Here is a 14,824-nt window from a genome sequence, read left to right as displayed (position 1 = left end):
TTATACCGGATCTTTTAAAAACAATAAACAGGCAGTAAAAACAAGTTCTAGTACTATCGCAGATAGAACAAGAACAGCTACACTAATTGCTTGACCATTGTAAACGTAGCTTGTTAAGCCGATAAAAATAGCCATGATAAAAGCTCTAATGAACGAGACTGGAGAAGAAGCTGTGCCTTTAATTTCAGGGAAAACATTTATTGATGCATTAAAAATCACTGGCTGGCAAATTGCACAATCGATAGAAAAAATAATCATAGACAGTGTTACTAAGTAGAAAGAGTGGGGTACAATTATACTGAATATTACAAGCAATAGAGACCCAATAGCACCCACGCTCGTACCAGAAATTACACACCATATTGCTCCAAGTTTCTGTAAGATTTTGCCAGCAAATAGACTAATGAGTGAGAAGCACCCAACTATTGCACCTTGATGTAGTGCATAAATAGTGCTAGATAAACCAAAAGTCTCCATATACAAAAAAGGTCCACAAGTGATGAATGACATATAAGCGGCAGAAAAGAGGCTTGACATTAAAGACAACGTAACAAACCTCGGACTAGATAGTAGTTTTCTGTAATCTTTCGTCATTTTTTTCAAACTAAAAAATATCGCGGTCCTTTTTTGTTTCTGGTAACAGAAAAAGCAGCAAAACCCAAGAGATCAACAAAGTATTGCAACAGTTGCATAATTACCACGCCACCCTACAGCTTCGTTAATAAAGCTTCCTAAAATAGGTGCAATTGCCATGACAACTGTTAGAATAGAATTCATGATTCCAATAAATTTCACCGCTTTGTCGCCTTGATAGCTATCTGCAATTATGGCAAATACAACTACAGACGTGCTAACACCAATGCCCTGAACAAAGCGAGAAATTAAAAGCCAAAAAACCGACGGTGCAAAAACACAACCAACAGCACCGATTAATAGCAAAGTGTTACCTATGATCATAATTCTCCTTCTGCCATAGCATTCAGACAATGGACCGAAAAATAACCCTCCTATGCAAAAGCCTAGGAAATTATAAGCAATAGTTAATTGAATTGTGCCTTCTGATACGTTAAATAGTGCACCATATCAGGAAAACTAGGTACGGAAATGTCAATTTCAATGAACTTGGCAATTAGAGACAGGATTAACAGAAATGGTAGTAACATTTGAGATTTTTAATTAATGAATAAGAATATCATATTTAAAGCGTTGAAAGAAGAACATTTTTTACTGTTATTAAAATGGTTAGAAACACCTCACGTAAAGAAGTGGTGGGATGCGGATATAAATTGGACACCAGAGTTAATTGAGAAAAAATATAGCAATTATATCAAAGGATTCAAACGTTTGAAACTTAAGACACAAATTATTGAAAAACCAATGCATGCATTCATTATTAATTGTGACGGAGTTGATATTGGTTATATTCAATACTATAACAAACATGATTTTCCACCTGAGCAGGGCTACGATACTTCTGAGCTTCCAGAAAGCTGTGCTGCTATAGACTGGTATATCGGAGAGCTGGATTATGTGGGCAAAGGCATTGGTCCACAAGCTTTGAATATATTTTTAAATGAATTTGTCTTTAAAGTTTCTGAAAATGCTTTTGTTGACCCAGATACAGCAAATGTTCGTGCAATCCGTGTTTACGAAAAAGTTGGATTTAAAAAAAATTAGGGAAAGTAATGGTACAATCTTAATGATCAAGGCAAGAATTCCTGAGAACCATGCAAGATGAGTGTTTTTTCAACAGTCCACCTAAATTACTACAAGTGGTTTATAAAAATATGCAAGAAGCTTTATAGAAACTTAACATAATTTTATCATAAAAATGTCATCTTTAAGTCCTATGTAAAAACGAATTTTGGCACTAAGTGAATCTTTTTTAATTAACTATGAGCTGGATAAATTGGAAAATAAATTTTGTTTACTTTTATAATACCTTAAGATCTAATATCACTTTATCAGTCAAAAGTATCACAATAGGCTAGTATGTTCCTTACTCTTTTCCTAAAAATATTACCTATTTATATTACAATATTTATTGGTTATTTAGCAGGAAAATGTCTTAAAATTGACAGAAACACTATATCTCAAATACTCTTTTATATAGCTAATCCAATAGTGATTTTATATGGAGTCTCTCATACAGAAGTTAATTTAAAAGTAATTTCTCTGCCGATTTTGATATGGTTTATAGGTAGCACTATGTCCTTATCAGTGTATTATCTTTCTTCTTTTTTATTTAAGGATAACACGAGAAACATATTAGCGTTTAGCTCGGGCAGCACAAGTATGGGTTATTTTGGCCTGCCGATTGCCATGGCTTTGTTTGATGAAGATTCAGTCTCTGTATATGTTGTTTGTTATATAGGAATGGCGTTGTTTGAAAATAGCTTAGGATTTTACATAGCTGCAAATGGTATTTATACCGCAAAAGAATGCATATTAAAGTTGTTCAAACTTCCTTCGCTTTATGCGATGGTTCTGGGCTTCTTTTTAAGTATATATGATATACAAATACCTACTTTTTTAACAGATGTTATGATGAATATTAGAAGTACATTTGTCACATTAGGGATGATGCTACTTGGAGTGAGCATTGCAAATATTACAAGCTTTAAAGTAGATTGGAAGCTTGCTTTGATCACTATTACAGCAAAGTACGTATTCTGGCCACTGTTTGTTTTAGGAATTGTCCTTCTAGACAAACATGTTATAGGTGTATACGACGAGAGTATATATAAAGCACTGATGTTGCTGGCTATTATTCCAGTTTCTGGGTCCAGTATAATACTTGCTAATATTTTGAATTATCAACCAGATAAAGCTACTCTGCTGCTTCTAATTAGTACTGCAGTAGGACTATTTTATGTTCCACTAATAATATCATTATTTTTCTCTAAACTTGTTCCTTTTTGATCAAAAATTTAAGCGCTTGCATAACCATATGAAAAACCAATAGCCCACTCTTCTTTGTCATTCCAGCGCGTGACGCTGGAATCTAGTTTCACTTTATGATGGTGTCATGAAAGTAGCTGACACTGGTTCACTCTATAATGATGTCATTCCAGTGCTTGACACTGGAATGACATCATAGGGCACTGGGATGACAAGAAAGGGGCTTGAATGACAGGAGGTAACGCAAGAAGTCTACTGCTATTCCACGTCAAGAACAACCATAAGTTCATTAGGGTTCACATAACCTAAAGCATTTTTTGCTTGCTCATCAAGCAGGTCTAAATCTAAGCTTTTTTCATATAAGCCAAATACTTTATTGTCCAACTTTTCCTTTTCAGAAGAGACATCCTTTAGCAAAAGCTTATTGTACTCAATCTCTTTTTTTAAGTCGATTAACGTCAATAAGCCACGTTTACCTGTAATTGTGCTAATGCTAAAATATAATGTAAGAGAAGAAATGAATAAGGCTGCGCTTAAACACAGTAACTTTTGCTTCTTTTTAGGTATAAACACCGTACTTTCACATACAAGAAATGTATAACATGAAAAGGTGAACAAAAAGCTAAGAACCTTGACGCGCTTTACACCTTGGCTTTACCTTGTTTATAATGTAAATCTTACCAGCCCTTTTCACAACTTTACAATTTTTATCTCTGTTACGATGAGATTTTAGCGACCCTTTGACTTTCATATCTATAGTAAGAATTAAATTACCTTACATTATGATCACTTACAGAGAGTTAGTCAATTGATAAATTTTTCACATTTTATTAAAATACTGTATAATTGTTGCTGATACTTCTTCGATTGACTTTTGCGTGACATCAATAATTGGCCAGTTATTCTGCTTAAATAGTTCCTCTGCTTCTTTAATTTCCTTTTCTACTTTTTCAGGGTTAGCATATATATTATTATCTTCGTTGTTAATTGAAGTAAGTCTATTTTTGCGTATTTCTATTAGCCTACTTACGTCTATTGTTACCCCTATCGTTAGTTTATTTTTTAATTTTACCAAGTCGACATAAAAGGGTACTCCACTAACAAAAGGAATATTTGCAACTTTATAGCCTCGGTAAGCTAAATACGTACTGGTGGGAGATTTTGATGTACGTGAAACTCCAACCAAAATTATATCTGCTTTATCAATATCTTGAATATTTTGCCCATCATCATGATTAATAGTGTAGTTTATTGCCTCAATGCGCTGAAAATATTCGTTATTTATCTCAGTATGCAAGTCAAGCTTTTCGTCTTTTTCAATTTCAAGATAGGACGAAATTTCTCTAATAATATGTGATAATATTGCTCTATAGGGAATTTTCAACTTTATACAGTTATCTTTTAGATATTTTCTTAGCTCATCATCAGTAATAGTGCATATAACAAAATTATGCTCATCACTTTTCCTATTAATTTCCTCCAGAATTTTGTCAATCTGCTCTTCTCCTTTTACAAAAGACCAAACATATTCGATCGTTTCTATAGAACGAAAGTGTTTCAGGGCTGATTTTGCAACTGATATAACAGTTTCACCACTTGAATCTGATACTAAATGTAGATTAAGCTTTTTAAGGGTCATATACTAAAAATAATAGCAAGCAATCTGCTACTGAAATTGTGCTAATTTGTTAATCTATGTCAATGCAGAAAAACTATCCTGTTGATAAAACTCAAACTAATTGGTAAATTCTTAACGCAATTATTCTCAAAACGAATGTTTTTATTAAAGCCTACAAATTTCACTTCTTTTTCTAAAAAAGCACTACCTTGGCTTGGGGTTATTTGTTTCGCATGTTTTTTAATTGGAATGTTTTTGGCGTTACTCTTCTCCCCAGAGGATTATAAACAAGGAGAAATTGTACGAATTATGTACATTCATGTGCCTTCCGCATGGCTTGCTCTTGGAATATATGGACTCATTGCATCACTTAGTTTCATTTCATTGGTGTGGAACAATAGCATTGCTAGTGTCTTGGCACATGCTGCTGCTCCTGCAGGGACAGTCTTTTCTGCAATATGCTTAATCACAGGTAGCATCTGGGGAAAAGGAACCTGGGGCACTTGGTGGGTATGGGATGCAAGGCTTACTTCAATGCTAATTTTATTTTTCCTATATGTTGGCTACCTTTCATTGTGGAGCGCTTTTGATAATGAAGCGAGGGCAGAAAAATCAGCAGCAGTATTTGCCATTTTTAGTGCTATAAATATTCCCGTAGTAAAATTTTCTGTGAATTTATGGTCTACTCTCCATCAGCCAGCAAGCATTTTGAGAAGAGGTGGAGTAGCAATAGAAAGTTCTTTGCTGTTGCCACTTGTTGTAATGTTTATGTTTTGTGCCACATTTTTTTTAGTAGTGTGGATAATGTATTTGCTTTACTTAATTAATTTATATAAGATAAAGAGAGAAATTAGTGTGCGGTATTAGGCCAAGAGATGAAAATAGAATACACCACGTCTCCAAACAATAGAGATATTGAATTTCTCTCCAAAAAGATTAATGAAGAAACCGCTGATAAAGGTACGTGTGACCCATTTGCTTTTTTTATTCGCGATGATACTGAACAAATTATTGCGGGCTGTAGTGGTTCTGTGATGTATGGATCAATTTATACTGATCTGCTTTGGGTGCATTCTGATTATAGGGGAAAAGGTTTCGGGAGGCAACTTATGGAAAAAGTGCATGATTATGGTCGTGAGATGCACTGTAAAATAGCAACCATTACAACCATGAACTCTAAAATATTTAAAGAGCCTACTAGTATTTTTAAAGTAAATGTTCATGTGATTCCACAGATAATTTCTGTTTTTTTATTCTATCTGTCCATTTATCATTATCTTGTTTATTAGTTGCTTTTTTTTCTTGTTCAACAATTGCCTTATCTACCTTCTGATAAATTGCATTAATTGCATTTTTTTCTTTGTATACTTCGCTTTTCCCTTCAATAATTAACTTAATAAAAGTATTTACAACGGACTGCACTTGATTATGATTAATATGGCCTCTTATCAAAGAAGGTAAAGAGCCTAATTCCATTATATGTTGACCTATGTTATTATCTATACTTTCTGTATGCATTAACATTTCATCATCAAACTCTTTCAATACTTCTGATGCTATTTTACCTTGAAAGGAAAGCCCTAAATTATCTGCTACTTCACTTATTAATAACTCTCTGTTTTCTTTATTATCTTCCAATTTAGCATAATCACTCAATAGATCCATAACTGTAGATACTCTGACTTCAACAAGATCATTAACATCTTCTAGAGCAAGTCCTAACCCCAAGAACCTCTCTCTGAGATTTTCGCTTAAAAGATTGATAAACTCTTCATTTGCATCCGATCCTGTAGTAGATATTGTACCATCTAAATAGTTACTTTGAGTACCTAAGCTATGCTCTATTTGTATTTTTGTCTCAGGTTTAAATCCTAATTTTGCACAGAATTTCTGAAAATATTCTTTAATAATGTCAAATAAGCTCTTGCCATTATCTTTATAATTTTTTAACTCTTTAGGAATAGTAAGTGACAATTTACCATCTCTGTATGTTACAAAGTCTTTACCATCTTGAGACTCAAGTGTAAATTCTAATGAGTTAGACAGATCACATATCTTATCACCATGCATAACTTGATTTTTAACAGAGAGTATTGGTAGCCTCATATCAGATCTAATTCTCACATTATTTTGGTTAGCACAATCAATGTTTATTACTTTTTTAGGATTTTCTACTATGAACGATTGTCCAAGTGCAAGTTGGGTTTGTATAAATGGAGCAGCCTCATACCCTGCTTGATTACAATTGGTGACTAGCTCTTCTAAAATAGCATCACTTGGAACTTCTGCCCCAGTGTATCTAAACATTTTTTTGAAAACTTCTTTTGCAAAGGAACGGTAATCCTTGTTTTCATCTCTCTCTGTAGGTAATAGATGGATATACCCGTGGCCAGCATTGTAAAATTCTTCAAATTCTTTCTTATATGAATCGGTTTTTTGATGATTGGCAGTTTTGGGATCTTTGCAGTATAGCTCATCCAATGTATCACTTACAAGCTCTTTCTCAATATCTTCAAGTACTGAAGCAACAAATGCTTTGCCATGATCCGTATCTATTTCTCTTGTTCCTTTTTTGTTAAATATTTCGTCATTATATATATCATCACTATTAAAAAGTTCGCTTTTGCGGTGCTTAGCTCCTTCCTTAAATGCAATAATAAGATTTTTATCTATTTCTTTTCCGTTAATAATAAAATTCATCCTTTGAAAATCTAAGAACATTGTTTCACCAGAATTTGCTAATTCGTTATCTTGATCTGCTCTTAATTTACTAAAATTGAACTCTTTAGCTGTGGCCTTTAATCTAACTACTGGACTCTTATTATTTTTTCCTTTTGCCTCTTTCATAAATAACACCTTACTGTAAATATGCTGTAAGTTGTATCATATAATGATGAATAATTTGGTAATATATTAAGAAAATCGACAGTATATTTCTTTATTTAAGAGGTGCAGGAAAGGCGCAGATTTCTCTTTCCATTTGTAGCGTACTGCATTAATATTTATGTATTGATTTAGAAAATAATGATGAATAACATTGTAATTGTTGGTCTGCAATGGGGTGACGAAGGCAAGGGTAAAATAGTAGATTATCTTTCTGAGAATGCAGATGTAGTTGTGAGATTTCAGGGAGGAAATAATGCAGGGCACACTATAGTAATAGATGATGAGGTTTATAAATTAAATTTACTGCCCTCTGCTGTTTTGAGAACGGGCAAAATATCCATCATAGGAAACGGTGTTGCTCTTGATTCACATGCTCTAATCTCAGAAATAGAGTCATTGAAAGTTAAAGGAGTGGACGTAAACTATAACAACTTGATGGTATCCGAGAGCTGTCCATTAATACTTAGCGTACATAAGGACAAGGAAAAGCTATTTGAAGATTTAAACGGAAATCACAAAATTGGTACAACAAACAAAGGGATAGGACCATGTTATGAAGATAAAGTTGGAAGGAGAGCTATACGCCTTTGTGATTTAGAAAACGCAGATGAGCTCAATAAAAGAGTGGATACTCTTCTGAATTACCACAATGCTATCAGAAAAGGCCTTAACTACCAGGTGGTTAAAAAAGAAGAAATATTAAAAGAAATTCAAGGGATTTCAAAAAAAATTCTTTCATATAAAAAACCTGTGTGGAGGATATTAAATGACTTTGTGAAAGAAGGTAAGAAAATAATATTTGAAGGCGCCCAAGGCACATTTTTAGATATCGACCACGGAACTTACCCTTTTGTTACTTCAAGTAATACTGTAGCGTCGCAAGCAATAACAGGCTCAGGATTAGCCTCCAATGCTTACATTATTGGTGTGGTAAAAGCTTATACAACAAGAGTGGGCAATGGTCCATTCCCTACTAAGCAAAAGAACGAGATTGGAGATAGCTTATTTACTATAGGCAAGGAGCTTGGAACAGTGAGCAATAGAAGAAGGCGCTGCGGATGGTTTGACGCAGTTTTAGTGCGCCAGGCTGTGCAACTTTCTGGAGTTTCAAGCATTGTATTAACCAAATTAGATGTGCTTGATTCTTTTGATACAATTAAAATATGCACTGGTTACAAGTATAGCGGGAAAATGTATGATTATTTACCCGCATCGCATTCAATACAAGAGGAATTAGAGCCAATATATGAAGAGTTTCCTGGCTGGAAAGAAAACACTCAAGGTAAAAGGTCGATTGAAGCATTGCCTATCAATTTAATAAAATATATAGAAGGGTTAGAAAAATTAATAGGTGTAACAATTCATCTAATTTCAACTAGTCCAAAGAGAGAGGATGTTATTAAGCTTAAAGATTTCTGAAAACGTCTTTGTATCTTATTAACTCTTATCCAAAAAAAAATACTTGCATAATTCCAAATACCAAGTCTATTATATAAGATATTATTGTAAACTTATAGTGAGTAGTGCATAATGAAAGACAAAAGCTTAAGGTTAACACTTGCAGTTATTTTCAACACAATTAAGTTAATAATAAAAGTTAGTGTAGAACGTGGTTATACAGTTTGATTTTTTTGAATATATGTTAATTGGTATAATGTAAATATAGTTAAAGGAGGTGTGTTATGATTGAAGTTTTGACTAAGGAAGAAAAAACAGCAGAGGCAGGAGAGGATTCTGGTATTAGATCAATCGCATCATGTGCTTGGAGTGCAATAAATCGCTTGTTGGCATCTTATGAACGCGATCTATATTCGTCACGGCTTACACTACGTTTTGCATCCCTCAAGGACCGTATCGATGAAGTGGAAAAAGAAAATCCTTCCACTAAGGACTCTGCTACAATAAAGTTCTGCCGCTCAATTGCAGAAAATGATAAATTATGCAAAGAATTAAGAAATTTAAATAATCTTGCTGAAAATTTTGCCAATAAAGAATTTGATTCTCAATTAGAGAAGATAATAACAGGTTTTAAACTAAAAGATCTAGAAGACAAGGTAGGCTTCTTAGTACTTTTGAAAGAAGAAAGTGACTTCACTGCTATACAAAAGGCTTATAGGGATGAGTGGAGTTTTTATGACCTAATAAACGATAGAGATTTTAAACAAACGTACATAGATAAAGCAGTAACAGAGTCTGCTAATAAGAGCTTTAAGGAAGATATAAATAAATGCATAGAGTTGGCAGAGCAGGGAAAAAAAGCTGCAAGTAAATATTTTGAGAGGAAAGACGTAGAGCTTCAAGCTTATTACACAGAAACTGATAACGCCCATAGAGTTTTGAATGTTAACCTTATTAATTACAATAGAAGTGAGCCAACAAGAATTAGTGACATTTTACAGCAAGAGAAAGATATTAAAGAATTGAATATCTATTGCAATAAAAAACATGAAATATACGCTCATCAAGAAGATAAGAAAAGATATTATGAATTTAAAGAAGGCGCATATTATGAAATGACAAGCACTTGGCCTGTAGAGAATGGATCCAGAATGTGTACCATGATTATGAATGTGAGTAGTAGCGGCATAACTGAAGTACTAAAATTTGATGGTGAAGATTTTGTGTCATCGGAGGAGATCCTAGAATTAATAAAGCAAAACGATGAATTATATATTCAAGGCCTCGTCTTACATGATGCTGTAATGAAATCACTAGAAAAGGGTAAGGCTGCTGATGTTGTACCTACTGCTAATAATAATTTTCAAAATGAATCTATAGTGGCCTATCAAGATAAGGAACCAGGGGGGGAATCAAAAGGTCCAGACCCTAAAGTTGATGATGACAATAGCCTTCCTTCTTCTCCTTCTATTAATAGCAATGCATTAATTCAAACAGAAGTCAATTTACAGCACACTGAAACTCAACCAGAAGTTGCTTCACAACAAATAACTGATTTACAAAACAGGTTTGGAAAAGAAGAGCAAAAAAACACAAAATTGCAAACTGAACTGGCACAAAAAGATGAAGAGTTAGCAAGCGCGTTAGCAGAGCTACAAGGGAAAGCACAAGAACTTAAAAGTTTATATGAAGAAAAAGGAAAGCTAAGGCAAGAGCTGGGAGTTGCTAATGCAAAAAAGGAGGAGCTAAAAAGTGAATTAAAGAAATCGCAAGAAGAACTATATCATGTGCAGAAAGAAAAGTCTGATTTAGAGGACAAGTTTGACCATTTAGAACACTTGAATAAGAAGATGGATGGAAACCAAGAACAGCTTTCAGAACAAGTATTAGATCTGCAAAAAAAATTATCATGCTCGGAAGAGGTAACCCAAGAATTAATCAATAAGTTAAAAAGTGCTGAAGCAGAAAAAAAAGAAGCGAATCAGGAACTTGCAGAAGCTGAGCAAAGAATTGAAGCCTTAGAAAGAAAGAATAGTGATTTACAAGATAAACTTGAAAAAAAGGAGCGAGGATCCAAGGCAGAAATAGATGCAATGCGTAAGGAGTTAACTCAGCTTAAAGAAAACCTGAAGAGGAATGAGGAAGAATTTAAAAGTGTGCATGAAGAAAAAAGAAAGCTAGAGGACAAGCTGAAAGGTGTTAATACAGAAAAGAAGGAATTAGAAGAAAAATTAAAAGAATGTGAAAAAGAGATAGACCAAGAAGCACAAATAATGGAGGAAAAGGAGCAGTTTATAAGCAATTTAAAACGTCAAATGCAAGGGTTGGAAAATGAGCATAAAGCACAACTGGAATCTTCTGAACAAGAGAGAGGAAAGTTAGAAAACATGCATAATAAGTTTAAAGAGTATGTAGCATCAATATTTGAATCCATGGCTAGAGAGCATGAAGATCATGTTGATGGATTGAAAGAGGAATTTAATGAACGGGGTGAAATCATTGCAGATGAAATTCAGATAATTGAAGAAATGAAAGAAAAAATAGAAAACTTAAACAATCAAGTGAAATACTTAGAAGGTCAAGTTACTCATGAGCAAAGAATGAGCGAGATCCCCAATGATTACGTACAAAAACTTTATACTATAACGGGAGACATTTCTAATGAGCCTGATAATGCTCCACTACAACAGAGAAAGTTACTCAGATCTTCAAGCTTTGATGAAGGATATAATAGCAATGAGGAAAATTATGGTAATAATTTACCTTCCAGCATAGGTTCTGATATTTCTATTGAGAAGGTGACAAAGAGTAGAAACGTAGGTAGCTCGCCTCCTCTCTGTTAGGAATTGGGTGCCATAAAGCTCGGTTAGGTTAGAGAAAGTGAAAAATGCAGGTTCGAAAGCATTATTGTGAAGATGGTTGGGGTTAAGTAGCAAGAGAAATACTTAAGTGGGGTGCAAAAGGTCTTTTGTGTTGATAATAATTTAAAATCTATAGTAGACTGAAAAAGATTATTAAATTATAATATAACATATGATAAAAGACGAGAAATCGAAAACAATTTTTGAAGTGGAAGGGGCAGTAACTGCTTTACTACCTGCAGCAGAATTTAGAGTGAAACTGGACAATGAACATGAGATTATCTGTCATGTATCAGGGAAAGTGAGAAGAAGTAAAATACGTATCATTATCGGGGATAGGGTGTTAGTTGAGATGAGCATTTACGATAGGAATGCGAAAAAAGGTCGGATCATTAGAAGGCTTAAAGGTACAAGTGACAGAACGATCTCTAAATAATCTTATTCTTGCTTCATCATCAGAAAGACGTGTAGCTTTACTAAAACAAATAAATATTAAACCAGGCTTGATTTTGCCAGCAGATATAGACGAAACTCCTTTGAAAAAGGAACTTCCGAAGGATTACTCAATCCGTATGGCAAAAAGTAAAGCTGAGAAAATACAAAGTTCAAATCCAAATTACTTTGTGCTTGGTGTTGATACAGTTGTTGCTTGTGGTAGAAGGATATTGCTTAAAGCTGAAAACGTTGAGCAAGCAGAAAAATGCATCCGCTTGTTATCAGGAAGAAGGCATAGAGTATATACCAGTGTGTGTCTATTAACTCCCGATCAATCTAAACAACATATTAGAACTGTGGTTACGATAGTGAAATTTAAACGTCTCAGTGAACAAGAAATTAAGTATTATTTAGCATCAGAAGAGTGGAAAAATAGGGCAGGGGGATGCAATATACAAGGCCTAGCTGGGATGTTCGTATTGTTCTTACGCGGCTCCTACTCTTCCGTTATAGGGTTACCATTACATGAAACCTATTGTTTGCTAAGTAATTATTTTAACCGGGAGTGTTAAATAAACCATACGCGTCAAGTTAAGGCCCAATATAGCACCATTTAAACTTGTTTGTTACATTTATTTTTTGGGAAATTTTGATCTAAAATAAGATAATTCTTTTAGAAAAGTCTATAAATTACTAGCTTTATTACTTAATATCTAAAATAATTTTTACCACTTTTCTTTTTCCTTATGCTACTTTCCCTTAACTTGACACGTATGACTGTATATATCTTCGCAATTCTTTGGCTCGACTAATAAACTTTGAAACATCCATTTCATTCTTGCGCAGGTCTTTATTGAGTATAAATAATCCAGCAGCTGCATCTTTTAAACAACTCCCAAGACACTTAATTTCATTGTTCCAACTATTAGATAGCCTTTCGAAATCCCTTAACAAGTGTGCCCAACAAATCTGTCTTTTTTCGTCACTGAAGTAGTTGTAAACCGCATACCTATCGGTAACAACCAAATTCTTATAACTAGAAAATGTACTACTCTCTAGAAACTTAACTCCTCTTGTGTCTGCTAATTTAATAAGGCTTGCTTCATTATTAGCAAACACCCAGCACCAGCCAAGTTTACCTTTAGAATAATGGCTAGTTTCATCAATATGCAAAACTTTGCTTGCTCTCTCTACTTGTTCATATACATCTTAATACATAATTCTCCACAAAAACAAACTTCAGGGAGGAGCTGGATAATTATAAGCTCAGCATTATTGTTTGGCGCTATAGGAGCCACACTGGCTACAATGGGAATTATACCTGAAATTGCTGCTATTGGAGTAATTGCAACTGTTGTGTTGTCAGGAATCGCTGGTACTATAGTAGGTGGTGTAGCTGGATATCTTGTTAATGTGGCAATAAATCAATGCTGTGGAGCATGCAGCTCAGTAGTTCAAGAATAAGACCAATCCGGTAAAGAAGCATTTGTGGGAGTGGAAACCATTTTTTGATTTTTCTTTACTAAGTCTACTAAATATAGTTTAGAGTTGCTTGGTGATTCTGTTCTTGTGAAAATGATTTCTCTACCATTTGGTAGCCATGCCGGAGATTCAATTTTATGCCCTTCTGAAAGTAGACGTTCTTCTTTGCCATCTGGCTTCATAACTCCTATGTAAAATTTTCCTGACTGAATCTTTGTGAAAGCTATCAGATCTCCTTTTGGCGACCAAACAGGCGTAGCATATCTTCCACTTCCAAAACTAATTCTTTTAGGTTTTTTACTTTTGTTAGTAAAATCGATAACATACAGCTGCTGACTTCCACTCATATCGGAACTAAAAACCATATACTTTTGATCTGGAGAAAAAGAGGGAGAAGTGCTTATAGCTGAACCTTTAGTAATTTTTTTTGTCCGTTTACTACTTAAATCCAAAGATAATATATTCGTTTCACCACCCAATGAGTGGGAAATTAAAAGAGATTTACCATCAGGAGAAAATCTTGGTGCAGAAATAACTCCTTCAAATGCGCTGATTATTGATTCAGTGTGGTCTTTTAAATTTTTTAATACTATATAACTTTTACCATTTGCATATGAGATATAAACAATACCCTTTCCATTTGGTGAGAATCTCGGTGTTGACACAAATCTATCGCCATTTGTTAAGTATTTTATATTACTTCCATCTTGATTCATCACAGCAATTTTACGTACGGATTTATAATTGCTATCTTTTTCTTCAGCAATATACGTGATTTTTGTGTTGAAGTGCCCTTTCTCACCAATCAATCTATCATGTATCACATCCGAAACGAGGTGACCAATTTTTCTCCAGTCTTTTGCTGGAAAAACAACTGACTGAGTAAGTAATTCTCTTTTTGCAAAAATGTCAAATAAACGAAATGATAGCTCTAATGCACTACCAGATACTTCGCTTAAACTTACTGTGACTACAGTATCACTTTTCCAAGATTTAAATTCAGCTTCCGCGCCACGTTTTACATTAAATAAGCCACAATTAGATAAATTTGTTTCTATTACCTTTGCAATATTTTCGCTTAATTCGCTTTCCAGCGCTGTTTTACATGTACATTTAGATACAACAAGACCAATGTTACCAACACTGCTTTTTTTTATATCAACATATAAAGCAGCTTTTGTAAAATAAGGAATAAATAACGAAACAAGCAATACTAATTGAACGAATAACTTCATTCTTTCAT

The 14,824-nt window shown here is 33.9% G+C and carries 14 protein-coding genes and 2 pseudogenes; 9 read left to right on the top strand and 7 right to left on the bottom strand.

All coding sequences use genetic code 11. The features are described from left to right. Window positions 1–1,011, bottom strand: a pseudogene (locus tag OPR24_RS06515) (MFS transporter). 168 nt (window positions 1,012–1,179) lie between these two features. Here OPR24_RS06515 and OPR24_RS03315 point away from each other — a divergent pair. Both OPR24_RS03315 and OPR24_RS03310 read left to right on the top strand, forming a co-directional pair. Beyond that, a pseudogene (locus tag OPR24_RS03315) lies at window positions 1,180–1,738 on the top strand (GNAT family N-acetyltransferase). 254 nt (window positions 1,739–1,992) lie between these two features. Then, window positions 1,993–2,922: an AEC family transporter gene (locus OPR24_RS03310; protein ID WP_265032562.1), complete on the top strand. Its 930-nt coding sequence runs from the start codon at window positions 1,993–1,995 to the stop codon at window positions 2,920–2,922. Between the two features lie 237 nt (window positions 2,923–3,159). Here the strand turns inward: OPR24_RS03310 and OPR24_RS03305 are convergent, their stop codons facing one another. From OPR24_RS03305 to OPR24_RS03295, 3 genes are all read right to left on the bottom strand, one after another. After that, on the bottom strand, window positions 3,160–3,474 hold the full coding sequence (locus OPR24_RS03305) for an FtsB family cell division protein (protein ID WP_253309259.1): 315 nt from the start codon (window positions 3,472–3,474) through the stop codon (window positions 3,160–3,162). A gap of 49 nt (window positions 3,475–3,523) precedes the next feature. Beyond that, on the bottom strand, window positions 3,524–3,652 hold the full coding sequence (ykgO, locus tag OPR24_RS03300; RefSeq protein WP_265032561.1) for a type B 50S ribosomal protein L36: 129 nt from the start codon (window positions 3,650–3,652) through the stop codon (window positions 3,524–3,526). A gap of 69 nt (window positions 3,653–3,721) precedes the next feature. Next, window positions 3,722–4,540: a pyruvate, water dikinase regulatory protein gene (locus tag OPR24_RS03295; protein WP_265032559.1), complete on the bottom strand. Its 819-nt coding sequence runs from the start codon at window positions 4,538–4,540 to the stop codon at window positions 3,722–3,724. A gap of 135 nt (window positions 4,541–4,675) precedes the next feature. On the opposite strand from OPR24_RS03295, the gene ccmC reads away from it, so the two are divergent. Together ccmC and OPR24_RS03285 are read left to right on the top strand one after the other, a co-directional pair. After that, on the top strand, window positions 4,676–5,386 hold the full coding sequence (gene ccmC, locus OPR24_RS03290; RefSeq protein WP_265032556.1) for a heme ABC transporter permease CcmC: 711 nt from the start codon (window positions 4,676–4,678) through the stop codon (window positions 5,384–5,386). 8 nt (window positions 5,387–5,394) lie between these two features. Beyond that, complete coding sequence (locus OPR24_RS03285; RefSeq protein WP_265032554.1) at window positions 5,395–5,808, top strand: GNAT family N-acetyltransferase; 414 nt, start codon at window positions 5,395–5,397, stop codon at window positions 5,806–5,808. Here OPR24_RS03285 and OPR24_RS03280 read toward each other — a convergent pair. Then, a complete protein-coding gene (locus OPR24_RS03280) occupies window positions 5,726–7,366 on the bottom strand; it encodes a hypothetical protein (protein WP_265032552.1) in 1,641 nt (546 codons plus the stop codon). The genes OPR24_RS03285 and OPR24_RS03280 overlap by 83 nt on opposite strands. 180 nt (window positions 7,367–7,546) lie before the next feature. On the opposite strand from OPR24_RS03280, the gene OPR24_RS03275 reads away from it, so the two are divergent. The 4 genes from OPR24_RS03275 to OPR24_RS03260 all read left to right on the top strand — a co-directional run bounded on the left by OPR24_RS03275 (window position 7,547) and on the right by OPR24_RS03260 (window position 12,671). Continuing rightward, on the top strand, window positions 7,547–8,824 hold the full coding sequence (locus tag OPR24_RS03275) for an adenylosuccinate synthase (protein ID WP_265033989.1): 1,278 nt from the start codon (window positions 7,547–7,549) through the stop codon (window positions 8,822–8,824). A 263-nt stretch (window positions 8,825–9,087) separates the two neighbouring features. Beyond that, entirely contained in the window at window positions 9,088–11,646 is a 2,559-nt protein-coding gene (locus OPR24_RS03270; RefSeq protein WP_265033951.1) for a coiled-coil domain-containing protein, read from the top strand. Between the two features lie 190 nt (window positions 11,647–11,836). Beyond that, window positions 11,837–12,100, top strand: coding sequence for a translation initiation factor IF-1 (gene infA, locus OPR24_RS03265; protein ID WP_164224845.1), 264 nt, complete (start codon window positions 11,837–11,839; stop codon window positions 12,098–12,100). Next, window positions 12,078–12,671 carry a Maf family nucleotide pyrophosphatase gene (locus tag OPR24_RS03260; protein ID WP_265033949.1) on the top strand — a complete coding sequence of 198 codons (594 nt, stop codon included), beginning with the start codon at window positions 12,078–12,080 and terminating at the stop codon, window positions 12,669–12,671. Before infA ends, OPR24_RS03260 begins: the two co-directional genes overlap by 23 nt. A 187-nt stretch (window positions 12,672–12,858) precedes the next feature. On the opposite strand, the gene OPR24_RS03255 is transcribed toward OPR24_RS03260, so the two are convergent. Continuing rightward, entirely contained in the window at window positions 12,859–13,272 is a 414-nt protein-coding gene (locus OPR24_RS03255) for an IS66 family transposase (RefSeq protein ID WP_265033947.1), read from the bottom strand. A 135-nt stretch (window positions 13,273–13,407) separates the two neighbouring features. On the opposite strand from OPR24_RS03255, the gene OPR24_RS03250 reads away from it, so the two are divergent. After that, window positions 13,408–13,563, top strand: coding sequence for a hypothetical protein (locus tag OPR24_RS03250; RefSeq protein WP_265033945.1), 156 nt, complete (start codon window positions 13,408–13,410; stop codon window positions 13,561–13,563). Here the strand turns inward: OPR24_RS03250 and OPR24_RS03245 are convergent. After that, window positions 13,554–14,816 (bottom strand): Tol-Pal system protein TolB, encoded by a 1,263-nt coding sequence (locus tag OPR24_RS03245; protein ID WP_265033943.1) that lies wholly within the window; start codon window positions 14,814–14,816, stop codon window positions 13,554–13,556. The two genes, OPR24_RS03250 and OPR24_RS03245, sit on opposite strands and share 10 nt — an antisense overlap. Between the last annotated feature and the right edge of the window lie 8 nt (window positions 14,817–14,824).

This window comes from Wolbachia endosymbiont (group A) of Sicus ferrugineus (genome assembly GCF_947251515.1).
Classification (GTDB): domain Bacteria; phylum Pseudomonadota; class Alphaproteobacteria; order Rickettsiales; family Anaplasmataceae; genus Wolbachia.
This window is presented reverse-complemented; position numbering and strand designations above follow the sequence as displayed.